The organism is Vibrio jasicida CAIM 1864 = LMG 25398, from assembly GCF_000400365.1.
Classification (GTDB): domain Bacteria; phylum Pseudomonadota; class Gammaproteobacteria; order Enterobacterales; family Vibrionaceae; genus Vibrio; species Vibrio jasicida.
In genome coordinates, this window is sequence record NZ_BAOG01000003.1 from 80,681 (window position 1) to 106,706 (window position 26,026).

The window sequence follows — 26,026 nt, forward strand, 5'->3', positions numbered from 1 at the left end:
CGATGAAGTATAAAGCAATTCCACTATTGTTATGCCCCGTATTGGCTCACGGAAAAAGTATTAATCACATCTCCACTTACGAAGATAACTATGTCCTCGGTACATACACCTCAGACATTAATCAAGATGCTTACAATGAACTCGGTTCTGAAATGGACTCATTACAGCATTTTGAAGTGAAGTTTCAAATCTCCGCTTCGATTCCATTTTATCGATTTAACTCTGGTACTGCGCTGATGGGTGCATACACGCAAAAATCTCTCTGGCAACTTGCTAACTCTGACATATCTTCTCCGTTTAGAGAGACCAATTACAAACCTCAAGTATTTCTCGCGCACCAATCCAACATGTTTTTATTCAACCACTTAGAAGCGGGCTATAAGCATGAATCAAATGGTCAATCAAGTAAGCTTTCTCGCAGTTGGGATAGGTTATATATCGCCGCCGAACGTTTTTCAGGCCCTGTGGAATACGGTGCACACGCTTGGTGGGTAGTCACCACTGAAAATGATGAAATGGAAGACTACTATGCGCCTTATGAACTTTGGGCAAAGGTCTACACTGGCGCTGGTGTGTTCAATACTCGAGGCTTTTACAACTTTGCTGATGATAAAGGTGGCATCGAGTTAGGTTATACCTTGTACTTTAACGACATCCTTGGTCTGTATGTTCAGGGATACCATGGTTATGGCGAAACGCTCATCGACTATGATCACTCTCAAACTCGCGTGGGGCTTGGTATTCGATTGGTGAATTTATAAAGGTCTTTTATTTGCTTGGTGTGCTTAGCAACGTTTTTAGTTAAGCGTTGAAAATATTAATCAATTGGATGCTTATATATGGCGAAGCTGTACATCATTTGTTACAAAGCTGGTTTTAATATTTCCTTTTGAGGTCAAATAAGGGCATAAAAGACCATTGTTTTATATCCTATTGCTATATCAAAGTAATTGAACGATATTTTGTATATCTCATTTCAGAGTGTCGAGGCATAGGATGGAGCAACAAGGAAAGACATGCATTGAATTCGACTACACCAGCTTCCTAGGGGCAACGGGAAGTAAGAAGTGGACCTTTCTGGAAGCGTTCGCCACCATCGCGCCCATTTTTGGCATGATGTGGAAACAGAACATCGCGGAATTGAGCCAACCAGAGGATCGCCTTTGGGACGCTGCATTAAAATCGATGTCTTCACGTCAGAGCGATGAATCCAATTTAGTGATGTTGGCAAAGCTTGCAAAACATGAAGGAATCCATGAATTACGTGTAGTTATGCCTTATTCGTTAGACTTAAAACAAATCGAGTACATTGAATCTAGAAGTAAACTAAAAGTAGATACCACAGAGCAAGATGTCCTTAATTTGAAGTTCTAACACTAAAGCTATACCTTCCCCCAATCAAAAAAGCGATCGAGTATTCGGTCGCTTTTTTATTACCTATTGTAAACCTGAGAACCAATGCTGTGTTTTGGCTTAGCTCCCTTTTGTATTCGGTTTTTACTCAGCGTTGAGCGAGTAAAGCTTAATCAATCAAACCGTATTCTTTGCTTAAGATTTCGATGATCTCTGCTTTCGGATTATTGCTCAACTTGATTGGCTGCCCTGTGATTTTTTCTGCGATGCCGATATACGTGTGAGAGATGTCCATCAAAGACTCTACTGGCAGGTCGTTATCACGAGCAAGAGCTTCACGCTCGGGCATGCGCTCTTTGTTAAGCAGAATATCAGGATCAGGGAAGTGGTTTAATAAGAACTGACGGAAACCTTCTTTCGAGTTTTCAACGATGTTTCCGGCTTGATATTCTTTTGTATCCCAAATACGTGACGAATCAGGCGTACCGACTTCATCCATGTAAATTAGCTTTTCGTTACCGGCAGCGTCGTGCACATAGCCAAACTCAAACTTAGTATCTACGAACGTTTGGTCAACGGCTTCAAGCGCATCGCTGATCACATTAAAGCCTTCTTTCAATAGCTTTTCGTATTGTGCAATGTCTTCTGCACTTGAGAAGTTGAAAGCTTCATAGTTCTCCACGATGTTTTGGCGAGTGATGTTCACGTCATCCGCTTCAGGAACGCCTGGAATACCTTTCAAGATACCTTTAGTTGAAGGTGTCATTAGTAATTCAGGTAGGGCTTTATCTTTCTCAAGACCTTCAGGAAGCTCAATACCACAGAATTCACGCTCGCCATTTGCGTAGGCACGCCACATAGAACCTGTGATGTACTTACGGCAGATTGCTTCAATCTTAACTGGCTTCGCTTTTTGTACAATCCAAACGAATGGGTGAGGGATGTCCAAGATATGGCTATCAGCAAGGCCGTTGTCTTTGAACAATTTGAACCAGTGGTTAGAGATCGCGTTGAGTGCAGCACCTTTACCCGGAACGCCTTTGAGTCCACCTTCGCCGTGCCAGATACAATCGAATGCAGAGATACGGTCACTGATCACCATGATGGCTAGCGGGGCATCAGGAGCGACATCGTATCCTTTTTCTTTGATCAGTCGTGCGCTGTCTTCTTCAGTTAACCAGTAAACAGAGCGAACTTTTCCGCTGTGAACAGGCTTGTGGGTGCGAATTGGCAGGTCGTCATTGACGGCAAGTACTTGATTAGCAAGGCTCATTGCGACATTCCTATCATCTTAATCAAACGTCATAAAGAGAAGATATCCAGCGAAAAGAGCACGCTGAATAAATCGAATGAGGGCATCATACCAGAACTATTTTAACTCGCCAGAGAAAAAGCAAACGTTTGCCTTAATTTGTTAAAGCACAAAAAAAGCCTCCTTAAAAGGAGGCGAGATGCAGGATGGATAACGTCGATCTTGTTAGTGGTACTTGTTCACTCTGCCTTCGACGAAAAAGACTTCACACTGATAACGTTGAGCAATATCGCGAAGCATTGATTGATTCATTAGGGCAATCTTGTTTGATGCGACGACAGCGCTAGCGTTACCAGACTGAATAGCTTTAATCACGATTTCCACTTCAGAAAGCTGTTGAGACGGCTTCATCTGAATGATGTTTTGACAGCGAATGTGGGAAGCAGCAAGTTGCTCAAAATCAGGCCGAGGGCACTCGGCGGTAAACAGAATCCATTGCTGTTGTTGAGACAAGACTGCCAACTTAGAAAGAAGTTGGTCCGACACATCCATAGGTTGTGTTGCTTGTGCCAATACGTTGTAGCGAGAGTATGTATGAGATTGAGTTTGTAACTGCATCTTACTGTTCCTTTATACATGCTGTATGTCTATACAGTAGTTTGTTTTTGATGCCTGATCAACCGATTTTTATGAATTGAGTTGAAAAACTTTCCCTTACTTATGAGTTGGTTTTTATCTAAGATATTGAAATTAAAGTGTAAAGTTCGATTTTTGATATGTTTGATAAACATGGTGAAATGTGAGGTCACCTGCATTCCGGAGCTGTATATACAGGTGGTTACTACTGTATATACAGTAATTTCGGCTTAGCTACACAGTGGTTTTAACCGGTTTATACAGTGCTTTTTCGTGATAGCACACAGTAGTGTTAGTGCTTTTGAGGGAGAAGAAAGGAAGAGAAAACAAGAAAGGCAGAGGCAGAACGTTCAAGAAAGCGCTTTGCTTTTACAGACAATGATAAAAAGCAGGCTGCGATTACGCAGCCTGAAAATACAAGGATCGATGTTTAATAATGGTTAGAATTCGGTTTTTGCACGTGCGATTTCTGTTTCAAATAGGCCGATGCTGCCAGCCCTTACAAGCTGAACCATAGTTTGAAACATAGTGCGAATTTGTTCGATGTTACCTGAATTGGCGCGGGAGCATAAACTGCCAAGTTCGGAGTTTGCTAATCGCAATAATCGGCTTCTGTTAGGGCCAGAGACTTTTCTTTTAATTGTATTTTTCAAAACCATCAACTCGCCAGTTGCAACGGCTTCAGGAGGCTGGCTAGCAATAATTGCTTCCGCTTCATCTGTGTACATATGGTCACCTGTTTTTTTGTTTGAGCGACAAAACTATACTCCAGATAAATCGAGGGTTTGACCCGGTAACTAGGAAAACAATCGTGTTCACTATGAAATAAGTGACATCGTTTTTAATTGGTTAATTAATAGGCTGAGAAGCACCAGAGGGATAGGGAATATGAATTCCTTCTAGAAAACCGCGATGAAATAAGTATTGAAGTGGGATCAAAAAAGCGCCTTACAAAAAGGCGCTCTTGAAAATCAGTTCCGTTGATTTGCTCTTGTTAGCTTGCTCGTTGTGTCATGCGTTCGCGCATTTGCATTTCGCCTTGGTTAAACAGGTGAACATCTATTTTTGCGATGTCGTAACAGGATTTGCATGAGCTATGGTACTTGCCGTCGACATAATCATGACGAGTTACAAAGCTAGGTTTTTTACACCAGTCACAGGTGCCTTCTTCAGTGAACATTGATTTTCTCCCCACCTACATAAATTTTGAGTCGCTAGGTGTTATTTTTCGCCCAACATTATGGCATACAAAAGATAGTCAGGTTAAATGTCTGTTAATTTGTTTGAGAGGGAGATCGATTGCGAGCCTTGATTTGTGAGGTTGAAAGGCTCGTAAGATAAAGGTGTGTGGCTTATTTTTACTCTTTTGTAACATTTTGTGAAATGGTTTTAAACGCCTGATTTAAACGCTTCATCTCTTCTTCCGAGCCTCTAGAATCAGGGTGATAGAGTTTAGATAATTGTCTGTAGCGCAACTTCACTGCTTTACTGTCTGGAATAGTTTGCGGGGTATAGCCAAACATCGCACAAGCGACGAGAAGTTTTTGGTTCTCAGATTGACCTTTTATCTTCTTAAACTCTTTAAATACTTTTTCGAGTTGGCGCTTAAGTTGTTTATTGGCAAATTGAAGTTCTTTCACTTGTGTCTCTAATTGCAGAGAGCGTGACACTTCATTTGCTGCAGTGGCTTTGGCCTTTTGTGTGTGCCTGCGGTAACCGAATGCACCGCCACCAAGAAGTAGAGCAAAGCCCAGAGCGCCAGAGGCATACCAAACGTTGAAGTTTTCAGCTTTCTTTGCTTGTTGAATTTCAATGGTCTCTTTCTGTTCTTCGTCAGTGGCTTGCTTATCCAACTCTACAATTTCAGAAACTTGTTTGGCTCTGAGTTGATTGAAGCGATCTTCCAAAAACTGGTTATAGGCTTCTTCTGCCTGAGGATTTTTAAGTGCAGACAATTGATACCAAGCTTCGACGAGATCGGAATTCGATACTTCCGCTTGATGGTGCTGGACAAAATCAGCCAACAAAAAGCCACGGTCGGTAGGATCGTTTAACGCAACAGAAGTGAACCAATAAATCGCTTGGGTGAAATCCGTGTTGCCAGTTAAACCACGAGCGTAATCTTCTGCTAATTGTTTTTGAGCAGGTAAGTAATCTTGATGTGCCGCTTGCTCTAGCCAATAACGTGCGTCAGTAGGTGATTCTGGATTGGGTTTCAAAGCCAGTTGCTGCGCAAGCTCGAATTGGGCTTCAGGTTGTGTCGGGTTCTGAGAAGCAAATGCAGTGCTCGTAAGGCAGGCACTTAAAGCAAAGGTGAGGGCTGTGGTTCTGAAAGACATTGGGTATGTCAGGTCTAGCGAACGACGCTAGACCTGCTCCGGTAATCATTGTTATTACCGATATGGTGCAACCAAATTACTTCAGTGGCAAGATCTGGATTTCAACACGGCGGTTGCAAGCACGACCTTCAGAAGTTTGGTTAGAGCAAATTGGGTTTCGCTCGCCGTAGCCACGTGCAATTGCACGACCTGATGCTACGTTTTGTGATACTAGGAACTGACGTACCGATTCTGCGCGACGCTCAGACAGTGTTTGGTTGTAAGAGTCACTACCAGTGCTGTCTGTGTAACCGTCGATCACGAGGCTTGTATCCGGGTATTCAACGAGGATACGAGCAACGCCACGTAGTGTGTTGTGGATGCTTGCGTCCAGTTGGTAAGAACTTGAAGAGAAACCAATACCGTTTTCCATGCGAAGTAGCAGCTGGTTTTCACCAACACGTTCTACTTGTACACCTGAATTCAATAGTGCGCGACGTAGCTCTGCTTCTTGTTGATCGAAGTAGTAGCCAACACCTGCGCCAGTAGCACCGCCAGCAGCCGCACCAATTAGAGCGTGTTTACGACGTTCTTTTGCGTCATCACCTGTTGCCAAACCGATAGCCGCACCAGCGATAGCACCGATCAGTGCACCTTGTGTGGTCGAGTTAGTCTCGTATTCACCTGTGGTTGCGTTTTGGCGTTGAGTTGCTTGACAGCCAGTAAGAGCTAGCACTAGCGCAAGTGCAATAGACATCTTTTTCAAGGGAAAATCTCCGTATAAGCTGAGGCGCAATTGCGCCTCATAATGGGATGCGAATTATGAATGAGTAGGTATTGATATTTGTTATGCGAACGTCAGATTGATAGAAGCTTTGTAAGCTTTTTCTTATAGTTGCTGATGTTATAACCGTTTGTGCAATTATTTAGACGGATTGTCTAACATCTTTCTCGCTTGTTCACCACCAACGCCACGGTTGACGGAAACCTTACGACCTTTTTTTAACCCAACTTCGTAATCTGCAGTTAGGTTTTTCATCGCTTCTCTGAGCTGTTGCTTGAACGTTTCGCGATCGATGTTTTTAAATTCTTTATCAATGTAATTATTGATTTTATTGGCTGACTCTTCATCTGGAGAGATAACAGGCAGTTTTTCCAACGCACCTTCAACCCAGCCAGAAACAAATGAGTTTACGCGGCGCGTTACTTCCATTGAAGAGGTCCCAGAACCGGCAAAACTATTGCGGAATTGTCCGGTGCTCTCGTTCATTTCACGGTAGATAATATCGAACGCAAAGGCCGCGAAAATAGCGCGGTCAGCCTCTCCGATAAATTCGACGCGTTTAAGCCCTTTGTGATTCAACAAGACGGCTTCAACACCAAATTTGGTATTGATACCACGAATCACGCGCAACAGCGTTGAACTGATGTTTGCTGGCAGCAGATGCGAAGATTGAGTTTTACCCATTTTGATAAACTCAATATCATCTTTATCCAAGCCATACTTAAGCATAAGGCGGTGCGCCATCTTGATAGCATTTGCAGCCTCATTTACGTTGGCGGAGTTGCCCAGTTCTAAGCACTTGGCGATTTTTTTCAGAGCTTTTTGTTTATCCATCGACGACCAATAACGAGAACGGAAATTTAGGAAGTCGGATATATTACCTTTTTTCAGTCAAAAACGGAATAACGGGAGTAGGAGAAAGGCAGCGAGAAAAACAAAGCCCCTTGAATGACAGGGGCTTTGGTGGGAAGTTGAATTACAAACCGAGTTGGTCGAGTAGGTCATCGGCATCGCTTTTGGAACTAGCTGCTTCCGATGCTTTCTTGTCTTCCATACTTTTGCGAGTGGCTTCTAAAATATCATCTGGGCTTTCATCTTCTGCCACTTCAAACTCTTCGAGTTGGATAAATTCAGTTTTGTCCATCGCAAGCTCAAGGTAGAAGATGTTGTTATTCGCTGTTGAGAAGGTCACGCGGCGTGCTTGAGGTCGATCGAGGTTGGTATCAACTTGCAGAATCACTTGCTTATTGAGCGACAGCATTTTTGGTTGGTTCTGCGTAATATTGGTTTGTAGCTCTTTACGAATCTTGTTCGTGAAATCACCCACTAGTTGATTCATCAGTTCACCCAGTACATCACCGACTTCATCTGATGTGTGTGAGATCGCCAGTTCCTCTTCTGGCATGCCCATATTGCGCATGTAGTTGGTGTAGATCTCAAGTGCTGCTTTTGCGGTAAAGTTAATCACTACAAGGCCCGTGAAGCCACCATCAAACAGTACAAAACAACCAAAATCCGGCTTGAGGCTGGTTTTATTGATCTTTTGTACCATTGCAGAGTAGTTAACTTGAGAAGAGGTTGCCGAAGTAAGAACGCCAGAAACCGACTGGCAAAGTTTTAGAAGGATATCTTCAGTGGTTACAACTTTATTTTTTTTCATCCTGAAAGCTCATATTGAAAGGCTATTTCCCCTTCAATGTAAGGCATCAAGCCTTAAAAAATAAAGCATAAGTTTAAATCTTGTATAGAGATTCTGATTTGAACGCCTTTTTAAATGTTGTAAAGTGACGTAATTCAAAGAAAACAACTTCATCCTCGTCTCGGTCTCAGTTTTATGGCTGCGGGTCGAAAATGCGTGGATGACTAAAAATTAGATAACCCGCAGCTGATTGGATCAGCGCAGTAGGGGCAGGAAGCAAATGTTACCAAGATTACACTCGCAAACGGATGTCGATCCTCTCGTTCTGAGTTTTCTCAAAGAACTCGAGCACTCCGGGTTTACTGGCGATATTGAAAGCCAGTACTCTAGTCGTCTCGCAGTAGCCACTGATAACAGTGTCTATCAGCAACTTCCTCAGGCCGTTGTTCACCCCAAAACCACCCAAGATGTCTCGCTCATCGGTAAATTGAGCAACAAAGAGGAACATGAGCGTATTACGTTCTCTCCTCGTGGTGGCGGCACTGGCACTAACGGTCAGTCGTTAACCAAAGGCATTGTGGTTGATTTGTCTCGCCACATGAACAAAGTCTTAGAAGTGAATGAGCAAGAGGGATGGGTTCGCGTTCAAACGGGTGTCGTCAAAGACCAATTGAACGATGCAGTTCGTCCTTATGGTTATTTCTTCTCCCCAGATTTATCGACCAGTAATCGGGCAACGATTGGCGGTATGATCAATACCGATGCTTCCGGTCAAGGCTCGCTAAAATACGGTAAAACGTCTGATCACGTTCTTTCTCTTCAAGCTGTTTTTGCCGATGGTTCAATCTTAGAGTCTGACCTTTCTCACGGTTTGCCGACTGAAGGCGAATTTGCTGACACGGCAATGCGTGTAACGGAATCTGTGTGTCGTGACAAACGCCAGCAAATTAACGACAAGTTTCCTCCGCTAAACCGCTTCTTAACCGGCTATGACCTTAAAAACGCATTTGATGAAGAGGCAGACAGCTTCGATATCACTCGTGTTTTGTGTGGCGCTGAGGGCTCATTGGCGTTCATCACCGAAGCGAAGCTCAACCTAACCCGCATTCCTAAAGCGCGAACTCTGGTTAATGTCAAATACAACAGTTTTGATTCGGCTCTACGTAATGCGCCATTTATGGTGGAAGCAAAAGCGTTGTCCGTTGAGACCGTGGATTCAAAAGTTCTGAACTTGGCGAAGCAAGACATTGTTTGGCACACCGTCAGTGATTTGATTACTGACGTACCTGATAAAGAGATGCTTGGCATTAATATGGTTGAGTACGCTGGTCAGGATGAAGAAGAGGTTGCTTCTCAAGTCGCGTTTCTAACGGCCAAGCTCGATAGCATGCTAGAAACGGAAGAAGCGGGCATCATTGGCTACCAAGTATGCAGTGATGTGGCGAGTATCGGTCGTATCTACAACATGCGTAAAAAAGCCGTGGGTCTATTGGGTGCTGCGAAAGGGCGTGCGAAACCAGTCGCGTTTGCTGAGGACACTTGTGTTCCGCCAGAAAACTTAGCGGACTTTATCGTTGATTTTCGCGAGTTGCTAGACGCAAAATCACTTAACTACGGCATGTTTGGCCACGTAGATGCTGGTGTTCTCCATGTTCGACCTGCATTGGATCTGTGCGATCCTCACCAAGAAGCTTTGATGCATGAAATCTCAGATGAAGTCGTTAAGTTGGTGGCAAAATTCGGAGGTTTAATGTGGGGCGAGCACGGTAAAGGTTTCCGCTCTGAGTATGGCCCTGAGTTCTTTGGTGAAGAACTCTTTACTGAATTGCGCCGTGTTAAAGCCGCGTTTGACCCTCATAACAAAATGAACCCAGGCAAAATCTGTACGCCGCTAAATAGCGATGCAGAGCTTGTCAAAGTCACCGATACCAAACGTGGTTACTTCGATCGCCAGATTGATGTTCAGGTACGTGATAGCTTCAAGCAAGCGATGGAGTGTAACGGTAACGGTTTGTGTTTTAACTACGACACCAGCTCGCCTATGTGTCCTTCAATGAAAGTCACTGCAGACCGTCGTCATTCGCCAAAAGGGCGTGCGGGTTTAGTTCGTGAATGGCTACGCCAACTAACAGAGCAAGGCATCGATATTCTCGATCTAGAAAAACAAACTCTGGAAAACAAAACGTCCATCAAAACCATGATCGACCGAGTCCGCCATTCGATTAATCGTCGTCACGAGTATGACTTCTCTCATGAAGTGTATGAAGCCATGAACGGCTGTTTAGCGTGTAAAGCGTGTGCTAGCCAATGTCCAATTAAAGTTGACGTACCGAGCTTCCGTTCTCGCTTTCTTAATATTTATCACTCACGTTACCAACGTCCAGTTAAAGACTATTTGGTATCGAACATTGAATCCATGCTGCCATTGATGGCCAAAGCGCCGAGTGTAGTAAATGGTGTGCTTAAGCAATCTTGGGTGCAAAGTTTGACTGCGTCGACAGTCGGATATGTTGATGCACCGCTGCTGTCTGTACCGACCTTGAAAGAGCGAATAGAGACGTTAACTACAGCTTACGATCTGCAAGCGTTGAGCGGTTTACCTTCTGAAGACAAGCAAAAGCATGTACTGATTGTACAAGACCCTTTTACCAGCTATTACGATGCTGAGGTAGTGGAAGACTTCGTCAAGCTCGTCAGAAAGCTCGGTATGAATCCTGTGTTGTTACCGTTTAAACCAAATGGCAAAGCACAGCACATTAAGGGTTTCTTACGCCAATTCAAGAGCACCGCACAAGACACTGCAAAGTTCTTAGAAATGGTTGCGGATTTGGATATCCCTATGGTTGGTGTCGATCCTGCGTTGGTACTTTGTTATCGAGACGAATATGCCGAGGTATTGGGCAGTAAACGTGGTGATTTTGATGTGTTGACCGCTCATGAATGGCTCCACCCAAGATTAAGCGAGTTCCAGACATTAGAGTTGAAAGAGCAAGCACCTTGGTACTTATTCGCGCATTGTACCGAGAAAACCAAAATGCCAAATGCTGAGAAGGAGTGGGGGGCTATTTTCGCTCACTTTGGGGCGATACTAAATACAGTACCCGTCGGGTGTTGTGGTATGGCGGGTACATTTGGTCATGAAGTGGATAAGCTAACCATGTCGCGGGATATCTTTGACCTGAGTTGGAAGCCTAATCTAGATAAGTTAGACAATGAAAGATGTCTCATCACTGGCTACTCATGCCGAAGCCAAGTCAAACGCTTTGAAGGGGTAAAACCTAAGCATCCGGTTCAAGCTTTGCTAACCTTGGTATAAATAGCTTCGTAAGCCCAGTTTTACTGGGCTTTTTATCACTTATAACTCGCGTTCATTTTTGACACGCAGACGCTTTCATAAGGATATGAAAATTGAAAAAGCTTGAGCTTAAAGTGCCACCTGTCGCTTTGTTTTTGCTGATGGTGCTTCTGATGTACTGGCTGAAAGAAGCCATGCCAGAAATGAAAATTACTGTGCCGTTTGTTGAGTTTGTTACCGCTGGGCTAATTTTGATCGCGGGGGTTGTTGGTATTGCTGGTGTTTACGAGTTTCGAAAAGCTAAGACGACCGTTAACCCAGTCAAACCAGAAACTGCTTCGTTGGTGGTGGATACTGGTGTGTTCGGTTACACACGTAATCCAATGTACGTCGCGCTATTGCTTGTCATCATTGCGATTGGATTATGGTGGCAACACCTCAGTGTTATCTTATGTGGCGTATTGTTTGTTGCTTACATGAATCGCTTTCAAATTAAGCCAGAGGAGCGAGCATTAGAGCGATTGTTTGGTGAAGACTATTTAGATTATAAGAATCAAGTACGTCGCTGGATTTGATGACAGTAAAACAAACCGCAGATAAAAAGAAAAACACAGATAAAAAGAAAGCCCAGCAAAGTCGCTGGGCTTTCTTATGAATTTGGTTTTGAAATTGGTCGGCAGAGACTTTGTCTGTTAAGAACTAAGCTGCCTTAGCGAACTTTGCTAGAAAGGCGTCCTTACGCTCGTTGAAGCGTTGAACCAAATCGTCTACCGCATCTTGGTCGTATGGCTTAAGGCCACTTGCCACCATTCGCTTGATCCCTTTGCCTACCACTTCGCCGTCTTGTTTGAATGCAAAGTTTAGCGTTACCACACCGCGTTTACCTTCGACATCAAAAGTCGCGCCAGTAAAATCGACTTCCGGGTGAGTCAGATCGAGACGGTTAAATTCCACTTCCATGCTCTCGTAGATAACAAGAGGGCGCTGGCAGTTGATCATCATTTGTTTCTCTTCCATAAGAGGAACCATAATGTGTGGGAAGTTCATGCCAGAGAACTGAACGTAGTTTGTTACTACGTGTTCAATAAATGCAGCATCGCGGTTGGTTTCACCTTCGCGAGACATGTGTAGGTACTCTTTGCCCGCTTCATTGACGACCGCACTTTCTTTTTCACACTTATTTTCAATGTGAAGTGCAACGCCATCGCTTACCATTCCTGAGAAATCGAAACGCATTTTTTGGCTCACACCTTCTTTGCTCAGTAACACTGCAAAAAGCAGGTCTCCTGGAACACAAAAGCGTTTGTTGTCTTCATCATGAATAGGGTTGTAATCACCAGCTACGCGCTTGGCAAAGTGACTTGCTTGCTCGCGAGTAAATTGGAATTGGTGATTATTGTTTGAAAAATAAGGTGTTAGAAACATAATTTTTACGTAGTAACCGAAACTGTCAGGGATTATAGGCGAATATCTTCCTGCCAATGGTCCATCCAGTGGAAAGTTCACAGCATCTTAACAATGAGACGACAAGGGGGGTGAGTAAAGCCACAGTCCACTCGTTCATCGTTGGCTTGGAAATACCTAGGAAAATAGGCGCTTTTATCAATAAATCATAGTTCAAATGTATCGTTTGAGGCTAAATATAGTTGGTGCAATGGCTTACTTCTCTTAATTTTGTGAGATATTGACTATTTATCATCGTAATTAATGAGTAATTGAAATATTAAATTGTTATAAAACAGCATCTTAATAATAGTCATGCCGAATAATATTGGCGTATTATTATTTGGCGTTTCGTACTATCTACATCCTCTTTTGTCCAAAAAGACACTATTGGTTCTTTTGTAACTAACAATCTCTGCCTAACCTGACCTAAAGATAATCAAACAGAAACAGTAATCTATATTGTTATTATTATCCGTATTGGGAGCGTTCCCATAATTTGTCCTTATTAATTTTAATGTCTTACTTATCATTACCTTAAGTGGCGAATCACTTACAACAAGTTGAGATAAGGTGCATTGCCGCAACTGGGCTGCTGGTTTAATGTTTTGCGAAATTTTATAAAAACAATAAAAAATAGCGCCCTTGCAACCTTGATAGCCTCTTTCCTAACAGACTGTCTTGTACGCAGGAGGTAATAAAACACAACAACAAAAGTTTGGCTGTCTATGAAATCAATGATCCCTCGGCATCAACCAAAGGCTTAGCTCTAAGTCTCTCTGCTCTCAACGTTTGCCCACGAGAGCACCTTAATTAAAAACGTTTAATTTCCGGTTGCGAATAAGTAACTCGGAGGCTTGCTGCTTCCTGCAAGAAGCGAATAACTTCTCAAACCAAGGATAATTATATGAAGTTACGAAAATTGGTATTGGCGTGTGCCATTGCTTCCCCCTGTGTTAGTGCTTTTGAAGTTTGTAATATTGGTGATGAATACAACGTACTGGATCGTGAGAGCTTCCACGATATACGTAAGTCAAATTACCGAAACTTCAGTGAAGACCTAACGCCACAAGATTTATTTTTGTCTGCGCCCGAACACCACGCAGACGCGCGACCTTCGCTTGCTGAGGTAGATGAAGTTTTCCCAGAAACTGCATCTCTACTTGAGGTCGGTCCTGCCAATGTTGCGGTTCTTGAATCCGAAGAAGCGGCGAGTTTGCTTGCGACAATCGGGCATTCGACGACAGGTTTTGCCAAGGGTGCGCTAGAAGCGTTAGGACCAGTAGGCGATACCGTTGCAGTGGGATTGTGGGCAAATGATGTGGCTCAAACCTTTGAAGATGAAACGAAAACGTCCTACGACCGCTTTGCTACGGTGATGAGCCTGATTGATTGGTTTGGCGTTCTCAAGCTACCTGAGCGAGAAATTGATCGTAAGATCCTAACGGCTCGTTGGAATCGAGTTGCCGCGGGTGATCATTATAGCTTTACCGTTCACGACGACATCGTCACTCAACAAGACAAAAAAGATAAGCAGCATTGGGCGGATCTTGCATCCGGTCAAAAGCGCATGCTTGAAGCGCTGGCAAAGGGTTATGCCTCTGATGTAGCGCTTAAATATCAGCAGCATTATCAAGAAGCGTTAAAAGCGCAAGCCGTGTTAGCAGAGACGTTGATTAACTCAGTCGAGAGCGAAGTTCAGAAAGCCATTTTTAATAAGCTCGCGTTAGAAGGCGCGAATGCCAAACTGTTTGCCTCTGATCTTGCTTCAACTTGCCGCACAGAGATTGATGCGTTGCTGGCTTTGTACCCAGAGCAGGAAGAAAACAACAACCGCCCAATGTATGTGCCATCGAAGCGAGAAGCTAATCGAGCACTAGCGCGCTTGCAGCATTGCCAACAAGACCATCTGGACTTGGCAGTGGTGGTGCTTGATGAGCTTAGAAATGGGGAAGTGGAAGGCTTAGATCGTCAGTCACTGCATCAACTTTACCGACAAGTTCTCAATTCGAAGATCAAAATCGTCGAGACCGCAAACGCCCAGCTTGACATGCTTAGAGCCAAGTTAAAAGAAGAAATGTATGCAGAAGGCATGAATGCCATCGATCGTTTGTTTGATTCAGAAGCGGTTGCCAAAGCCCATCGCTATTTTAAAGACCAAGCGGATTATTTAGCGATAGATGAAATGTCTCGCAGTATTTTTGGGCGTCCAGCCACGGCTACTGAACGTCGTCAAAAGTACTTTGTTATTCAAGAAGGGTACGAGAAGTGTACTCGAATTGGGATACTTGGGGGGGACCCGAACTTCAGAGGGTGTACTGAGTACACGTGGATTCCTGCAGAGAAAGAGCATTATGACTCCGCAAAAGATGAAGTAATTTCGCAGATGGTGATGCCAAATCGCGATGCGATCAAGCGTGTCTTTACCCAATCTATGGATGAACTGATCAACGAAGGTTGGAGCTCTCAACATGAAGAGGCTTGGCTTGAGCAGCAGATCCTAAGCTTTTCCGACAAGCAACGCATCATCAGAACGGCAGAAGCTGACAAAGCACGAGTGATGCGTTGGATGTTTGATTCCAGTGCGGCACTGGAAGCCGAGTGTGGCGGTGGTAATGCTTGTGCCGCTTGGTCTCCTAGCTACCTAGCAAAAGAAAACCTATCTCGCGAATCGTCATTGCACCACATTGCTGATTGGCATGAAAGGAACAAAGACTCAGGTTATTACGTGCATTCAAAGCGCTTGGCAAAACTGGAAGGTTTTATTAGCTCGGCACTAGAGAGTGAATGGCAAGCAACACATGTAAACGGATTTTATAGTTACCTATATCCGGGAAGCTTTGATCTCGATAAACATGCACCTTTAATTGCGTCAGCACTAAAGGCGTCCAACTTGAATACCAGCAATCTTGCGGCCGCATTACCGCTAGCGAAAAGCGTGGTAAAAAATCGTATTTTAGAAGCGATGAGTGTGGCCGACAGCAATGGTGAGGAATGGCTTGCTGCACAGCTTGGCGACTTCCAGAGATACATTGGTATTATCCATGCGCAGAATATTTCTACAGGCCACTACGCATCAGGAGAAATGGGGACGACCGCACTCCTATCTGAGCCATTACCTGCTCATCTACTGCGCTACATGACGTTGGACGTTTATTACAATATCGACGATAGCGAATCTGCATATTACTACCCAGCGAATAATGGCGAAGACATGAGTTATGACGCGCGTCTACATGCATCTATCGATGACTTGTTTAACGCTAATTCTGAATTGGGTAGAAAGCTCGACCTGCTAGTTCAAGTTAATGACAACTTCACCAACCTACCGGGCAGAACTTGCATGATCATGTACCCGCAACTGAGAGACGCCTTGTTTAAGATCTCCGGTGATGAGTCAATGTATTGGTTAACCCCATTTTCTGATTGGTTTGACAGTGTGACTCGCCAACAGCTAGAGCTGTTTAGTGCGATTCGTTTCGGAGTCATCAAGCAGAATGAGCTAAATATCTCCTGTGATTTAAGCCCAAATAACCCTAGATATTGGTAAAGGGAGGAACAGACTATGTTGAGAATTATTTCACTCTGTTTTCTCTGTTTTAGCTTCGTCGCCCAGGCTGCGCCCTTTGAGGCATTGAAAGCCCCTTTACGTAGCCAAGTACAAGTCGATGAATTAGCGTCACAATTTTCTGATTGGGCGAAAGCTTCCAGTGGTTGGCGCTACAAATTGATGACGGCTAATGAAGCTGAGGCCTTGGAAGACTTTTCCGTTTCTGGCTATCAGCTTGCGAATGACTACTTGAGAGCTGCGGATACCTCCACTTGGGGGAGTGCGGGAAAAAGTGCAAGGAAGTTTATTAAGCAGGTTCGTGGTGCCATGAAAAAGCTGCCTCGTTACAAGGGGGTGACTTACCGCGGCGCGTGGGCAAAACAGTCTCTTTTGAACAAACTCCAAGTGGGGGATGTGGTCGTGGAACCTGCATTTACATCCAGTAGCACCATCCCAGAAATCGCGAAGCGTTTTGCCGTGGTTCGGCCTAACTCGCCCCAACCTTTACAGCGTGTGCTGTATGAAGTTCAAGTAAAAAACAGTGGTCGCGCACTTGGTGGCTTGTCTGAATTTGGTGGAGAAGCCGAGGTGTTGTTACCACCAAACACTTACTACAGAGTGACAAATATCGAATTGAATCGAGGTTCTGCGATGGTGGCGCTAGAGACCGTTTCGTCACATGAAGCGACGACGGGAACAACATATAACCTCTATTCAGGTGAAGAGATAAGCCATTCCTACTGGCGTACTCTAGTCTGCAGTTGAACAGGGAGCTTAATATGAAAAAAATGATTTTAGTCTTGTTACTGACTTTTTCGATTAACCATTTGGTGAAGGCAGAAGATTTTGTAGAGTTTAAAGGACGGGATTTGTCACCAGTTCAACAAGAGCAGATGGCAGATGACCTAATGGACTGGTCTGTCGAGAATCACGCAAAGGCAGAGCGGAAGATGATTCCGGAAGAGTACTCAGCAATTAAACGTTACGGTCGTGTAGACCATGATGTTGTGAATGAGTACATGCGAGCTGGCGAACCCAAAGAGTTCTTGATGCAGGGATATGGAGAGGCGCTTAAAAGCCGTGTTTCTCATATGCGAAGTGTGATGAACAAGCTGCCAAACTATAAAGGCACGGTTTATCGGGGCTCATCCATTAAGAATAGCCTTCTGGAAAAGCTTAATGTTGGCGACATCTTACATGAAAAAGCCTTTCTATCGACTTCTACTATTCCAAGTGTCGCCAGAAACTTTTCCGCTTCTGGAGCATATGAGGGAGTGTCTGCGGCTCAGTTTAAAATTGAACTGAAGTCGTCTGGGCGGGCTATTAATGCTTATACCTTTAAACCTTATGAAGCAGAAATTTTAGCAAAGCCCAATACTTATTTTCGTGTAGAAGCCGTAGAGAGGCTTTCATCGAGAAAAAACCACATAAAAATAAGAGAGATCAAGAATCCAGCAAAATATCTAAAGGCTGAACCAGATATACACATTTACGATAGCTTTAGTGGAGAAGAAGTGTCACTTAGAACTCGATCAGCATTGTATTGTCTTTGATGGTAGTTACCTCTCATGCCTGTTGTATGAGAGGTATTATTTAAAATAAGTTATTAATATTCTCCTGGTTATTTTTCTGGGAGATTTATTTCGTCAATTGGTAAATAAAAGTGAAATCTAGAAAAGTAATATTCGGCTTATTAGTTCACGCTAGTTTGTGTTCTCATGCAATTGCGGGCTTGAAGTACAATGATAAATACTACAGTAATGCAGATATAGAACAGATCATGGAAGTTATGTCTGAGCCTGGCATTGATGATTATGGAGAATTTAACAGACTAAGAACAGAATTATACGAACAAGCTGATGTTCAAAAAGATGTTCTTTCAGAAGAAGAGGTCGCTGCACTTGCCGAGTATCAAGACTATGCTTTTGCATCGACTCGAGAAAGTTTTATCTCAGGCGTTTTTGATGATGAAACCCTGAATATCATTGATCATATAGATTCAGCGTTTGAAAGCGGTGCAAAGTATCAAGGCGTTACCTTTAGAGGAGAGCGTGAACTTGGGGCTTATATGTCAGACATACAAGTTGGAGATATTGTTAGTCCTAGCGCTTATGTTTCAACGTCTATATCAAAAGATGCTGCCTATAACTTTCATTCTGGCCAGCTTGCAAGATTTGAATTGCGACAGGGTAAAAGCGGTATTGTAATACCAAATGTTATTGATGGGGAGCTGGAGGTTCTTATTAATAGAAACTCTTACTTTGAAGTAACAGCTATTAAAACGAGTTATATGGGAACTCACGTTGTTTACCGAGAAATAAATCCTAACTCAATAGGTAATAAGAAAATAAAAGATATGCATAGCGGCGAAGAAATAACAGTCGCTGAAGTGTGTGCTTTTTAAAGTCATATTTATGAACGGTCCATTTTACTCTTTAACCATATAAAGAACATATTACTAATGAATTCAAAGTTAATACCTAGTTTCATCGCTTTGGCTGCATTCAGTCCTGCTACCTATTCATTGTGCTTTATCGATGGTGTGTCTGATACACAAAGCTTAAATAGCTTCGATAGTCAGCGTCTAGAAGGGCACCTCCATCAGGAATTTTTCTCAGAACCTCAGTTTGGCTCTACATTCGGTGAGCTAGAACACTCTTCACAACAACAGCTGTTTTCTGAGGCATGGCCTTCAACAGAAGAGGCATTAAATGCTGTACCAGTAGCCTCAGAAAGTGCGTTAAGTGGCCCTGCAATATTAAATCGTCTGGGTCGAGCTGGAAGCTCTACACTTGAAGTGCTTGGCCCTGTTGGCGATGCCTTTGCTGTGGGGGTTTGGGCAGAGAGTATGGCATCTACATTTTCCAAAGAGTCATCGACGCGTTTAGATAAAGCAGCGTCTGTCTTCTCGATTGTGCCATTGGTCGGTGATGAGCTAAACATGCTGTCCAATGATATTAAATACTTTGCAGCGAAAGAGAAGATTGAGGAGTTTGAATCTCAAACTCACTATGTTTTTAATGGTCATCATCCTGATTTCAATCGATTTCATCACAAAAAGGAAGACGCAATTAAGCTGATTAATCAATACGATAGGCACGTTAACGCGTCGATTGAAATGTACATCGACCAACTATTGCTTGCTGCGGATACGGAATATCGCCGAATAACAGCAGGTTATGACCGTCAGCTTGTGAGGCAAATGGCGAGGATGGATCTGGAATACCTCAAGGTTTATGGTCACATATCAGAGCAATCAAATCTCAATAGCCCGTTATGCTCGGACGTTGCTGATAATCCGCTTAATTTGCTGGATTGTGTCAAATCACAAGGTCAGGAGCGGATTCAGCTGATCGCTCAACAATTATCCTCGTCAGAATTAAATCAACTTCACCTAAAATTACACGAAGCGAAGCGCTCGCTTGTCCAAACTTCCATAAATAACTTGCAGGAGCACAAAGACATACTGCTCAGTAATGTCATTGCTCGTGCAAAGAGCCATCTTACTGAAGTCTACCAATACACGAGACTTAACCGACGTTTACTTGAGGAGAGGGCACGTATGAGTGGGTTGCGTGAGTATGCGAAAGTGAATTGGAATGTGGATTATTTGTCAGAAGAGCAATTACATACCGCGACATTTGAAGTGAAGCCAGCAAGAGAGTGTTGGGGTATACCGTCCGTTTATCCCGGTGGTATTCAGGCATCGCTTGACGCATGTAAAGACTCAGGACCGCTCTATGACACCTACCATGTATCTAAAGATCAAGAGCTCGTTGATGTGATCAGAAAATCGTTTAACTTCGATGTGGATACTTATGTGGGAGCGAAGGTCAACCAAGGTTGGCAGTCGGGATTACTGCGCTCTAAATTACATGATGTGGCTTATGCGTATGTATTTGGTCAACTCTCAAATCAAGCATTTGAAACCTTGATAACACAGCTATCAACAATGAAAGTGCTTCCTTATCAAACTACCTTAACCGAGTACTTAAATAGCCAGGGCTTGAATGCTAACAATCCTGAGCAAAGGAAAGACTGGTATCAGCTTAGCCGTTGGTATGAACTGCTTTTAACTGAAAAACCATCCGGAGGGGTATTAAGTGCTATCAAGCAATATGAAGTGTTCCGCGCTTTCATACAGCCAGTCTTCGAACAAACGATTGTTGCGGCTTACCTTCGTGATGTTTACTACTCAATACCTTACCCAAGCCTCTATTCAGCGAAGAACCTTCGATTTTATTCTCCAATTATGGCAAATACTTTTGACCAAGTTGTAGCGAGCTCCAACGCGAACACGCTGCTGAGAAACTTAGATTCGGCTGTGGGTGAAATCATCGAAAAAGTACATGAGGTTAATACCGCTAACGACTTACATTATCTACTTGGTGATTTGGCCTTGTACGCACAAATCGCTCAACACCAACAATCTGAAGTGCATGTACTGACGTCTGGTGTTAATTCTGCCCAGCTTTTTAATAGTTCATTATCAGTGGTGCATAGACAGTATCTCAATGAAGCGCATCAGCGGGTCCTTTTTCAGCAAGTGAAAGCATCAGATCAGCATCCTCTTTGGCAAGCGCTGTCTAATGTCGGTAACAAACTGTCTGAAGGTGAACTGGAGTTGGCGATTACTCAGTTGGGTGATGTTATTCGGAACAACGAAATGACAATGCTTCCGCAGATTAACGAAGTGCTTCTCCAAGAGCTAGAAGAGCTTATCGAGCTACAGATTAAGATTGAGGGTTAATAGGATGAAAACTTTAACAAAAGTGATGTCAGTCATTTTTACATTCTCAATATTGATTGGAAGTGCTTTTGCTGGTGGTGGTGCAGAGATGGGGGAGTTTTATGCTGCCCCTGATGGTGTGAAGGTCATTTATGGGTACAACACCCCGCAGTACGGTAATCTCTATCGAGTATCAACTAACCTGTATGTACAAACAAAGGATGACGCTTATCTTGCAGATATTAAACTTCTGATTCAAAAACTGAAAATATCACCGACTGGGCGAGAAGTGTTGCGCCAAATCGCGACTTATACTCCCGTCAATGCTCCAGAAGATACTGTAGCCCCCCTTATTGAGCATCTTCAAGGCGTTGATACGAACAAGGTTAATGTGGTGACCGTGATTCGCGAGCCGGAAAGCGCTGGTCGTTTGTTTGAGACCGTTCCTTCCAGTTTCGTTGATAGGCAAAAGTCTGAGCTTGTCTATTCAAGGCAATTTGATGGAAAAGGCGTGTCAAACACGGTGTTCTTTTCTACCCAAGAGGTGGTTAATATTCCGGGAACGGACAAGCCTTTTGATCAAGCGGTCGCGCTAGGTCATGAGTTAATTCATGCTCGTGATTACGCTTCAGGCGCGATGCCTCCAGGTAGTGTGCTATTAAAGCATCGTCATCCCGAAACCGGACAGGTTACGGAGTACTCGATTGAAAATGCCGAATATCAAACGACGGGAATTTTCCATTATAACAATGCAGAAAGCGGCAGAGATGCTGAGACTGCGATAAGTGCAATTCGTAGTGATGCGATCATGAGGCGGGAAGAGATGTACTTCCGCTGGAAATCTAATGGGCAGAGCAAGCCGAAAGCTTATTTGAAAAATGAAAAGGTAGTGAGTGAGTTTCATTTGGCCGATGATCTTGGCGCATATAAGAGAAATACTTATTGGCCTGCAGGGCAGTACCAATATCATCCTTATACGGTTGAGGTAAGGCCTGCTGCTGCAGGATCTCTATCACCCAAATGGAATACATTGGAGGGTAAGCAAGCCCATGTCGAAGTTCGTCGAGCATTGAACCAGTCTTTGAGTGAAGGCAAGGAGACGGCGATTGTGCTTATTGATGCGACCGAGCAACGATTATCGCAAAGCTTACAACACTCTCCGGCGCTGACAAGGCGTGGTTTAGGGAACCAAAGTGCGATCTTAAATTATGCTGCTAAGAACAACATTAAAGTGGTCAATGCTTATAGTTCTGAAAATGAAACGCCTCTGGCGAGTTTGAAGAAGAAAAAACGCAGCCGAATGTACCGCGCAATTCTCGGGCAACCCGAAAGTTCGGGTGGATACAAAGATGTTCAGTTTAGTTTGGACAATCAATCCTTACTTTCACAAGAACTCGAAGGTCAAGATACTGTACTTGTGATGGCGTATTCCGATGGTCAAATGACAACAAACATCGTCGATAGCTTATCAGATGACCTCAATAAGCAAGTTCTGGTCTCACGACATTCTAATCTCGATTATCAACCTTCAAACTTGAGTGTAGAAGAGAGTACCGCTTGGTTGAATATCCGAGAAAAACAGAATGTGAAAATGCTCGGCTCTGGCAGCCGTAGCCGTTTCAACATTTGCAGTATTCAGTAATGTGCTGATGATGTTGCTACAAAGGTAACAAGAAGAATCAAAAAACAAAGCCGATTGAGTGTGCTGCTCAATCGGCTTTTTCTTAATAAGAAGTGTATTAGTGCACGCTAGGGAGCAAACTCTCTGGCATTAATGCATTGTGCAGTGCCAGTTTGAGAAGGGCGTTTGCCTGCTCAATATCGGGTGCGAAGTAACGGTCTTTGTCGTAGAACGAGACTTTCTCGCGCAGCATTTGCTTAGCAATCTCGATGCGTTCGGAGGACTTGTTTGGTGCACGGAAATCCAACCCTTGCGCGGCTGATAAGTATTCAACCGCCAAAATACCACGCGTGTTTTCTCCCATCTCTTTCAGGCGGCGAGCCGCAAAAGTTGCCATCGAAACATGGTCTTCTTGATTTGCGGATGTTGGCAAGCTATCGACAGAAGCAGGGTGAGCCAGTGTTTTGTTTTCACTTGCTAACGCAGCCGACGTCACCTGCGCAATCATAAAGCCTGAGTTCACACCGCCATTGTCGACCAAGAATGGAGGAAGCTTAGATAGCGCGCTATCAATAAGCAGTGCCATACGACGCTCTGACAAGCTACCAATTTCTGCAATCGCAAGGGCAAGGTTATCTGCGGCCATTGCCACGGGCTCGGCATGGAAGTTACCGCCGGAGATGATGTCGTTATCTTCAGCAAACACCAACGGGTTATCTGATACTGAGTTCGCTTCTACTTGCAGGATCTCCGCGGAATTACGAATTTGCTGTAAACATGCGCCCATGACTTGAGGTTGGCAACGAAGTGAATATGGATCTTGTACTTTTTCGCAATCGGTGTGTGATTCACCAATCTCGCTGGTTGCTTCTAGCATATGTCGATACGCTAATGCGGCATCCATTTGGCTACGATGACCACGAACACGATGAATGCGAGGGTCGAACGGACGACGGCTACCTAATGCAGCTTCTACCGACATCGCCCCGCAAACCGTCGCGGATGAGAACAGATCCTCTGCGATGAATAGGCCTTCCAGTGCAAATGCCGTTGACGCTTGAGTACCGTTAAGCAGTGCTAAACCTTCTTTTGGGGCCAGCGTGATTGGCTCTAGACCGGCAATTTGCAGAGCTTCTAAGCCAGAAATGACTTTGCCATTGTGACGTGCTTGGCCTTCACCAAGAAGCACCGTACTCATGTGAGCCAGCGGCGCTAAGTCACCCGATGCGCCTACTGAGCCTTTTTGTGGAACGCATGGATACACCTGCGCATTCACAAGGTCAATCAGCATGTTGATGACTTTCAAGCGCAAGCCAGAGAAGCCACGCGCAAGGCTATTGATCTTAAGAACCATCATTAAGCGAACGGTTTCATCTGACATAAATTTGCCGATGCCCGCAGCGTGTGAAAGCACAATACTGCGTTGCAGCGTTTCTAAATCTTCTGGCGCAATACGTGTGTTCGCGAGTAGACCGAAACCCGTATTGATGCCATAAACGGTGCGATCTTCTGCAATCACTCGGTCGACAACTTGAGTGCTTTCCTCAATGGCCGGAATGGCTTCTGGGTCGAGAGTAAGGTTGACAGGTGAGCGGCTCACCTGACGCAGTTCGTTTAAGCTAATATGGCCTGGCTTTAGCGTTAAATTGAGCATGTCTTTCATCCTTACTTCAGCTTTTTCAGTTCTTCGTTGAGCATTGGTAGATCTAATTTTTGTTCGGCTGCGCATTGTTTGGCGATGTCGTAGCCGGCATCGGCATGACGCATAACGCCCGTCGCTGGGTCATTGTGAAGTACGCGAGCAATACGCTCAGACGCATCATCACTGCCGTCACAACAAATCACCATACCCGAGTGTTGAGAGAAGCCCATACCAACACCGCCTCCGTGGTGTAGAGACACCCACGTTGCGCCGCCTGCTGTATTCAATAGCGCATTAAGTAGCGGCCAATCCGATACGGCATCAGAGCCATCCATCATCCCTTCGGTTTCTCGGTTCGGGCTGGCTACCGAGCCAGAGTCTAAGTGGTCACGGCCAATAACAACCGGTGCTTTAAGTTCACCGTTTTTCACCATTTCGTTGAAGGCTTGGCCAAGACGTTCACGGTCTTTTAAACCCACCCAACAGATACGTGCCGGTAGACCTTGGAACTGAATGCGTTCACGTGCCATGTCTAGCCAGTTGTGCAGGTGAGGGTTATCAGGGATCAGCTCTTTTACTTTCTGATCGGTTTTGTAGATGTCCTCTGGATCGCCAGACAACGCTGCCCAACGGAATGGCCCTATACCTTCACAGAACAAAGGGCGAATGTAAGCCGGTACGAAACCAGGGAAATCAAATGCGTTTTCTACGCCTTCTTCCAACGCCATTTGACGGATATTGTTTCCGTAATCCAGTGTTGCAGCGCCGCGGTTTTGCAGCTCTAGCATGGCTTGAACTTGTACAGCCATTGATTGTTTCGCCGCTTTCACTACGCCGGCTTCATTTTGCAAGCGCATTTCTGCTGCATGAGACATGCTCCAACCTTGAGGTAAGTAGCCGTTCAATGGGTCGTGCGCAGAGGTTTGGTCTGTTACTACATCTGGTGTGATGTTACGTTCCACAAGCTCTGGGAAGATGTCTGCTGCGTTGCCTAGTAGACCGACAGAAATAGGCGTGTCGGATTCTTTGATCATCGCTAGCGCTTCATCCAACGATGTGGCTTTCTTGTCGACGTAGCCTGTGCGTAGACGGTAATCGATACGTGATTCATCGCACTCGACGGCTATCATAGAGAAGCCTGCCATGGTACCTGCTAAGGTTTGCGCGCCACCCATACCACCTAGACCGCCAGTTAAAATCCAACGACCTTTTGCCTCGCCGTTAAAGTGCTTTTTAGCGACCGAGACAAACGTCTCGTAAGTGCCTTGAACAATGCCTTGTGAGCCGATGTAAATCCAGCTACCTGCAGTCATTTGTCCGTACATCATCAGGCCTTCTTTATCGAGCTCATTGAAGTGCTCCCAGTTGGCCCAATGTGGTACTAGGTTTGAGTTCGCAATCAGAACGCGTGGCGCATTTTTGTGAGTCGGGAAAACGCCAACTGGTTTGCCTGATTGAACGAGAAGAGTTTGGTCATCGTCGAGTCTTTCTAACACTTCAACAATCTTATCGAAGCATTCCCAATTTCGTGCTGCTCGACCGATACCACCGTATACAACGAGCGAGTGAGGGTGCTCGGCTACGTCTGGGTCAAGGTTGTTCATCAGCATACGAAGTGGGGCTTCCGTCAGCCAAGATTTGGCGCGCAGGTCGGTACCGCGTGGAGCACGAATTGTTCTGCTGGTATCAAGTCGTGGATCTTGTCCTTGGCGCTGTGTCATTTTAAGACTCCTTTAGTTTCACGTGTGTACCAAGTCTGTGCTT

General features: G+C 44.5%; 21 protein-coding genes. 10 read left to right on the forward strand and 11 right to left on the reverse strand.

Going from position 1 to position 26,026, the window contains the following annotated elements; genetic code table 11:
* The first annotated feature begins 2 nt into the window (after positions 1-2).
* Both VJL_RS00455 and VJL_RS00460 read left to right on the forward strand, forming a co-directional pair.
* Positions 3-761, forward strand: coding sequence for a phospholipase A (locus VJL_RS00455; RefSeq protein ID WP_038874660.1), 759 nt, complete (start codon positions 3-5; stop codon positions 759-761).
* Between the two features lie 235 nt (positions 762-996).
* Positions 997-1,374 (forward strand): hypothetical protein, encoded by a 378-nt coding sequence (locus VJL_RS00460; protein ID WP_038868678.1) that lies wholly within the window; start codon positions 997-999, stop codon positions 1,372-1,374.
* A 148-nt stretch (positions 1,375-1,522) separates the two neighbouring features.
* Here VJL_RS00460 and VJL_RS00465 read toward each other — a convergent pair whose 3' ends face one another.
* The 8 genes from VJL_RS00465 to VJL_RS00500 all read right to left on the reverse strand — a co-directional run bounded on the left by VJL_RS00465 (position 1,523) and on the right by VJL_RS00500 (position 8,003).
* Positions 1,523-2,626 carry a phosphoribosylaminoimidazolesuccinocarboxamide synthase gene (locus VJL_RS00465; protein WP_038874662.1) on the reverse strand — a complete coding sequence of 368 codons (1,104 nt, stop codon included), beginning with the start codon at positions 2,624-2,626 and terminating at the stop codon, positions 1,523-1,525.
* Between the two features lie 204 nt (positions 2,627-2,830).
* Positions 2,831-3,223, reverse strand: a complete 393-nt coding sequence (locus tag VJL_RS00470) for a SulA-like leucine-rich domain-containing protein (protein ID WP_038874664.1) — start codon at positions 3,221-3,223, stop codon at positions 2,831-2,833.
* A 458-nt stretch (positions 3,224-3,681) separates the two neighbouring features.
* On the reverse strand, positions 3,682-3,969 hold the full coding sequence (locus tag VJL_RS00475) for a hypothetical protein (RefSeq protein ID WP_038868673.1): 288 nt from the start codon (positions 3,967-3,969) through the stop codon (positions 3,682-3,684).
* A 266-nt stretch (positions 3,970-4,235) separates the two neighbouring features.
* Positions 4,236-4,421 (reverse strand): hypothetical protein, encoded by a 186-nt coding sequence (locus VJL_RS00480; protein WP_038874667.1) that lies wholly within the window; start codon positions 4,419-4,421, stop codon positions 4,236-4,238.
* A gap of 178 nt (positions 4,422-4,599) precedes the next feature.
* The gene (locus VJL_RS00485; RefSeq protein WP_038874669.1) at positions 4,600-5,580 is read right to left on the reverse strand and encodes a J domain-containing protein; all 981 of its coding nucleotides are present in this window, start codon (positions 5,578-5,580) and stop codon (positions 4,600-4,602) included.
* Between the two features lie 76 nt (positions 5,581-5,656).
* Positions 5,657-6,325 carry a YiaD family glycine zipper/OmpA-like lipoprotein gene (locus VJL_RS00490; protein ID WP_038874672.1) on the reverse strand — a complete coding sequence of 223 codons (669 nt, stop codon included), beginning with the start codon at positions 6,323-6,325 and terminating at the stop codon, positions 5,657-5,659.
* Between the two features lie 156 nt (positions 6,326-6,481).
* The gene (locus tag VJL_RS00495) at positions 6,482-7,177 is read right to left on the reverse strand and encodes a DUF2786 domain-containing protein (protein WP_038868669.1); all 696 of its coding nucleotides are present in this window, start codon (positions 7,175-7,177) and stop codon (positions 6,482-6,484) included.
* Positions 7,178-7,319: 142 nt separating this feature from the next.
* Positions 7,320-8,003: a DUF3334 family protein gene (locus VJL_RS00500; protein ID WP_038868668.1), complete on the reverse strand. Its 684-nt coding sequence runs from the start codon at positions 8,001-8,003 to the stop codon at positions 7,320-7,322.
* A gap of 259 nt (positions 8,004-8,262) precedes the next feature.
* On the opposite strand from VJL_RS00500, the gene ydiJ reads away from it, so the two are divergent.
* Together ydiJ and VJL_RS00510 are read left to right on the forward strand one after the other, a co-directional pair.
* A complete protein-coding gene (gene ydiJ, locus VJL_RS00505; protein ID WP_038874675.1) occupies positions 8,263-11,298 on the forward strand; it encodes a D-2-hydroxyglutarate dehydrogenase YdiJ in 3,036 nt (1,011 codons plus the stop codon).
* A gap of 92 nt (positions 11,299-11,390) precedes the next feature.
* Positions 11,391-11,852, forward strand: a complete 462-nt coding sequence (locus tag VJL_RS00510; RefSeq protein WP_038874678.1) for a methyltransferase family protein — start codon at positions 11,391-11,393, stop codon at positions 11,850-11,852.
* Between the two features lie 124 nt (positions 11,853-11,976).
* Here the strand turns inward: VJL_RS00510 and VJL_RS00515 are convergent, their stop codons facing one another.
* On the reverse strand, positions 11,977-12,702 hold the full coding sequence (locus VJL_RS00515; protein WP_038868665.1) for a DUF3581 domain-containing protein: 726 nt from the start codon (positions 12,700-12,702) through the stop codon (positions 11,977-11,979).
* Between the two features lie 925 nt (positions 12,703-13,627).
* On the opposite strand from VJL_RS00515, the gene VJL_RS00520 reads away from it, so the two are divergent.
* From VJL_RS00520 to VJL_RS00545, 6 genes are all read left to right on the forward strand, one after another.
* Positions 13,628-16,270, forward strand: a complete 2,643-nt coding sequence (locus VJL_RS00520) for a hypothetical protein (protein ID WP_038874681.1) — start codon at positions 13,628-13,630, stop codon at positions 16,268-16,270.
* Between the two features lie 15 nt (positions 16,271-16,285).
* A complete protein-coding gene (locus VJL_RS00525) occupies positions 16,286-17,035 on the forward strand; it encodes an ADP-ribosyltransferase (RefSeq protein WP_038874684.1) in 750 nt (249 codons plus the stop codon).
* Positions 17,036-17,049: 14 nt separating this feature from the next.
* The gene (locus tag VJL_RS00530; protein WP_038874687.1) at positions 17,050-17,823 is read left to right on the forward strand and encodes an ADP-ribosyltransferase; all 774 of its coding nucleotides are present in this window, start codon (positions 17,050-17,052) and stop codon (positions 17,821-17,823) included.
* Between the two features lie 110 nt (positions 17,824-17,933).
* Entirely contained in the window at positions 17,934-18,674 is a 741-nt protein-coding gene (locus tag VJL_RS00535; protein ID WP_038874690.1) for an ADP-ribosyltransferase, read from the forward strand.
* Positions 18,675-18,731: 57 nt separating this feature from the next.
* On the forward strand, positions 18,732-21,020 hold the full coding sequence (locus VJL_RS00540; protein ID WP_038874692.1) for a hypothetical protein: 2,289 nt from the start codon (positions 18,732-18,734) through the stop codon (positions 21,018-21,020).
* Between the two features lie 4 nt (positions 21,021-21,024).
* Complete coding sequence (locus VJL_RS00545) at positions 21,025-22,641, forward strand: M91 family zinc metallopeptidase (protein WP_038874695.1); 1,617 nt, start codon at positions 21,025-21,027, stop codon at positions 22,639-22,641.
* A 97-nt stretch (positions 22,642-22,738) separates the two neighbouring features.
* Here VJL_RS00545 and hutH read toward each other — a convergent pair whose 3' ends face one another.
* Both hutH and hutU read right to left on the reverse strand, forming a co-directional pair.
* Positions 22,739-24,274, reverse strand: coding sequence for a histidine ammonia-lyase (gene hutH, locus VJL_RS00550; protein WP_038874698.1), 1,536 nt, complete (start codon positions 24,272-24,274; stop codon positions 22,739-22,741).
* Positions 24,275-24,285: 11 nt separating this feature from the next.
* A complete protein-coding gene (gene hutU, locus VJL_RS00555; RefSeq protein ID WP_038874701.1) occupies positions 24,286-25,983 on the reverse strand; it encodes a urocanate hydratase in 1,698 nt (565 codons plus the stop codon).
* Positions 25,984-26,026 lie beyond the last annotated feature (43 nt).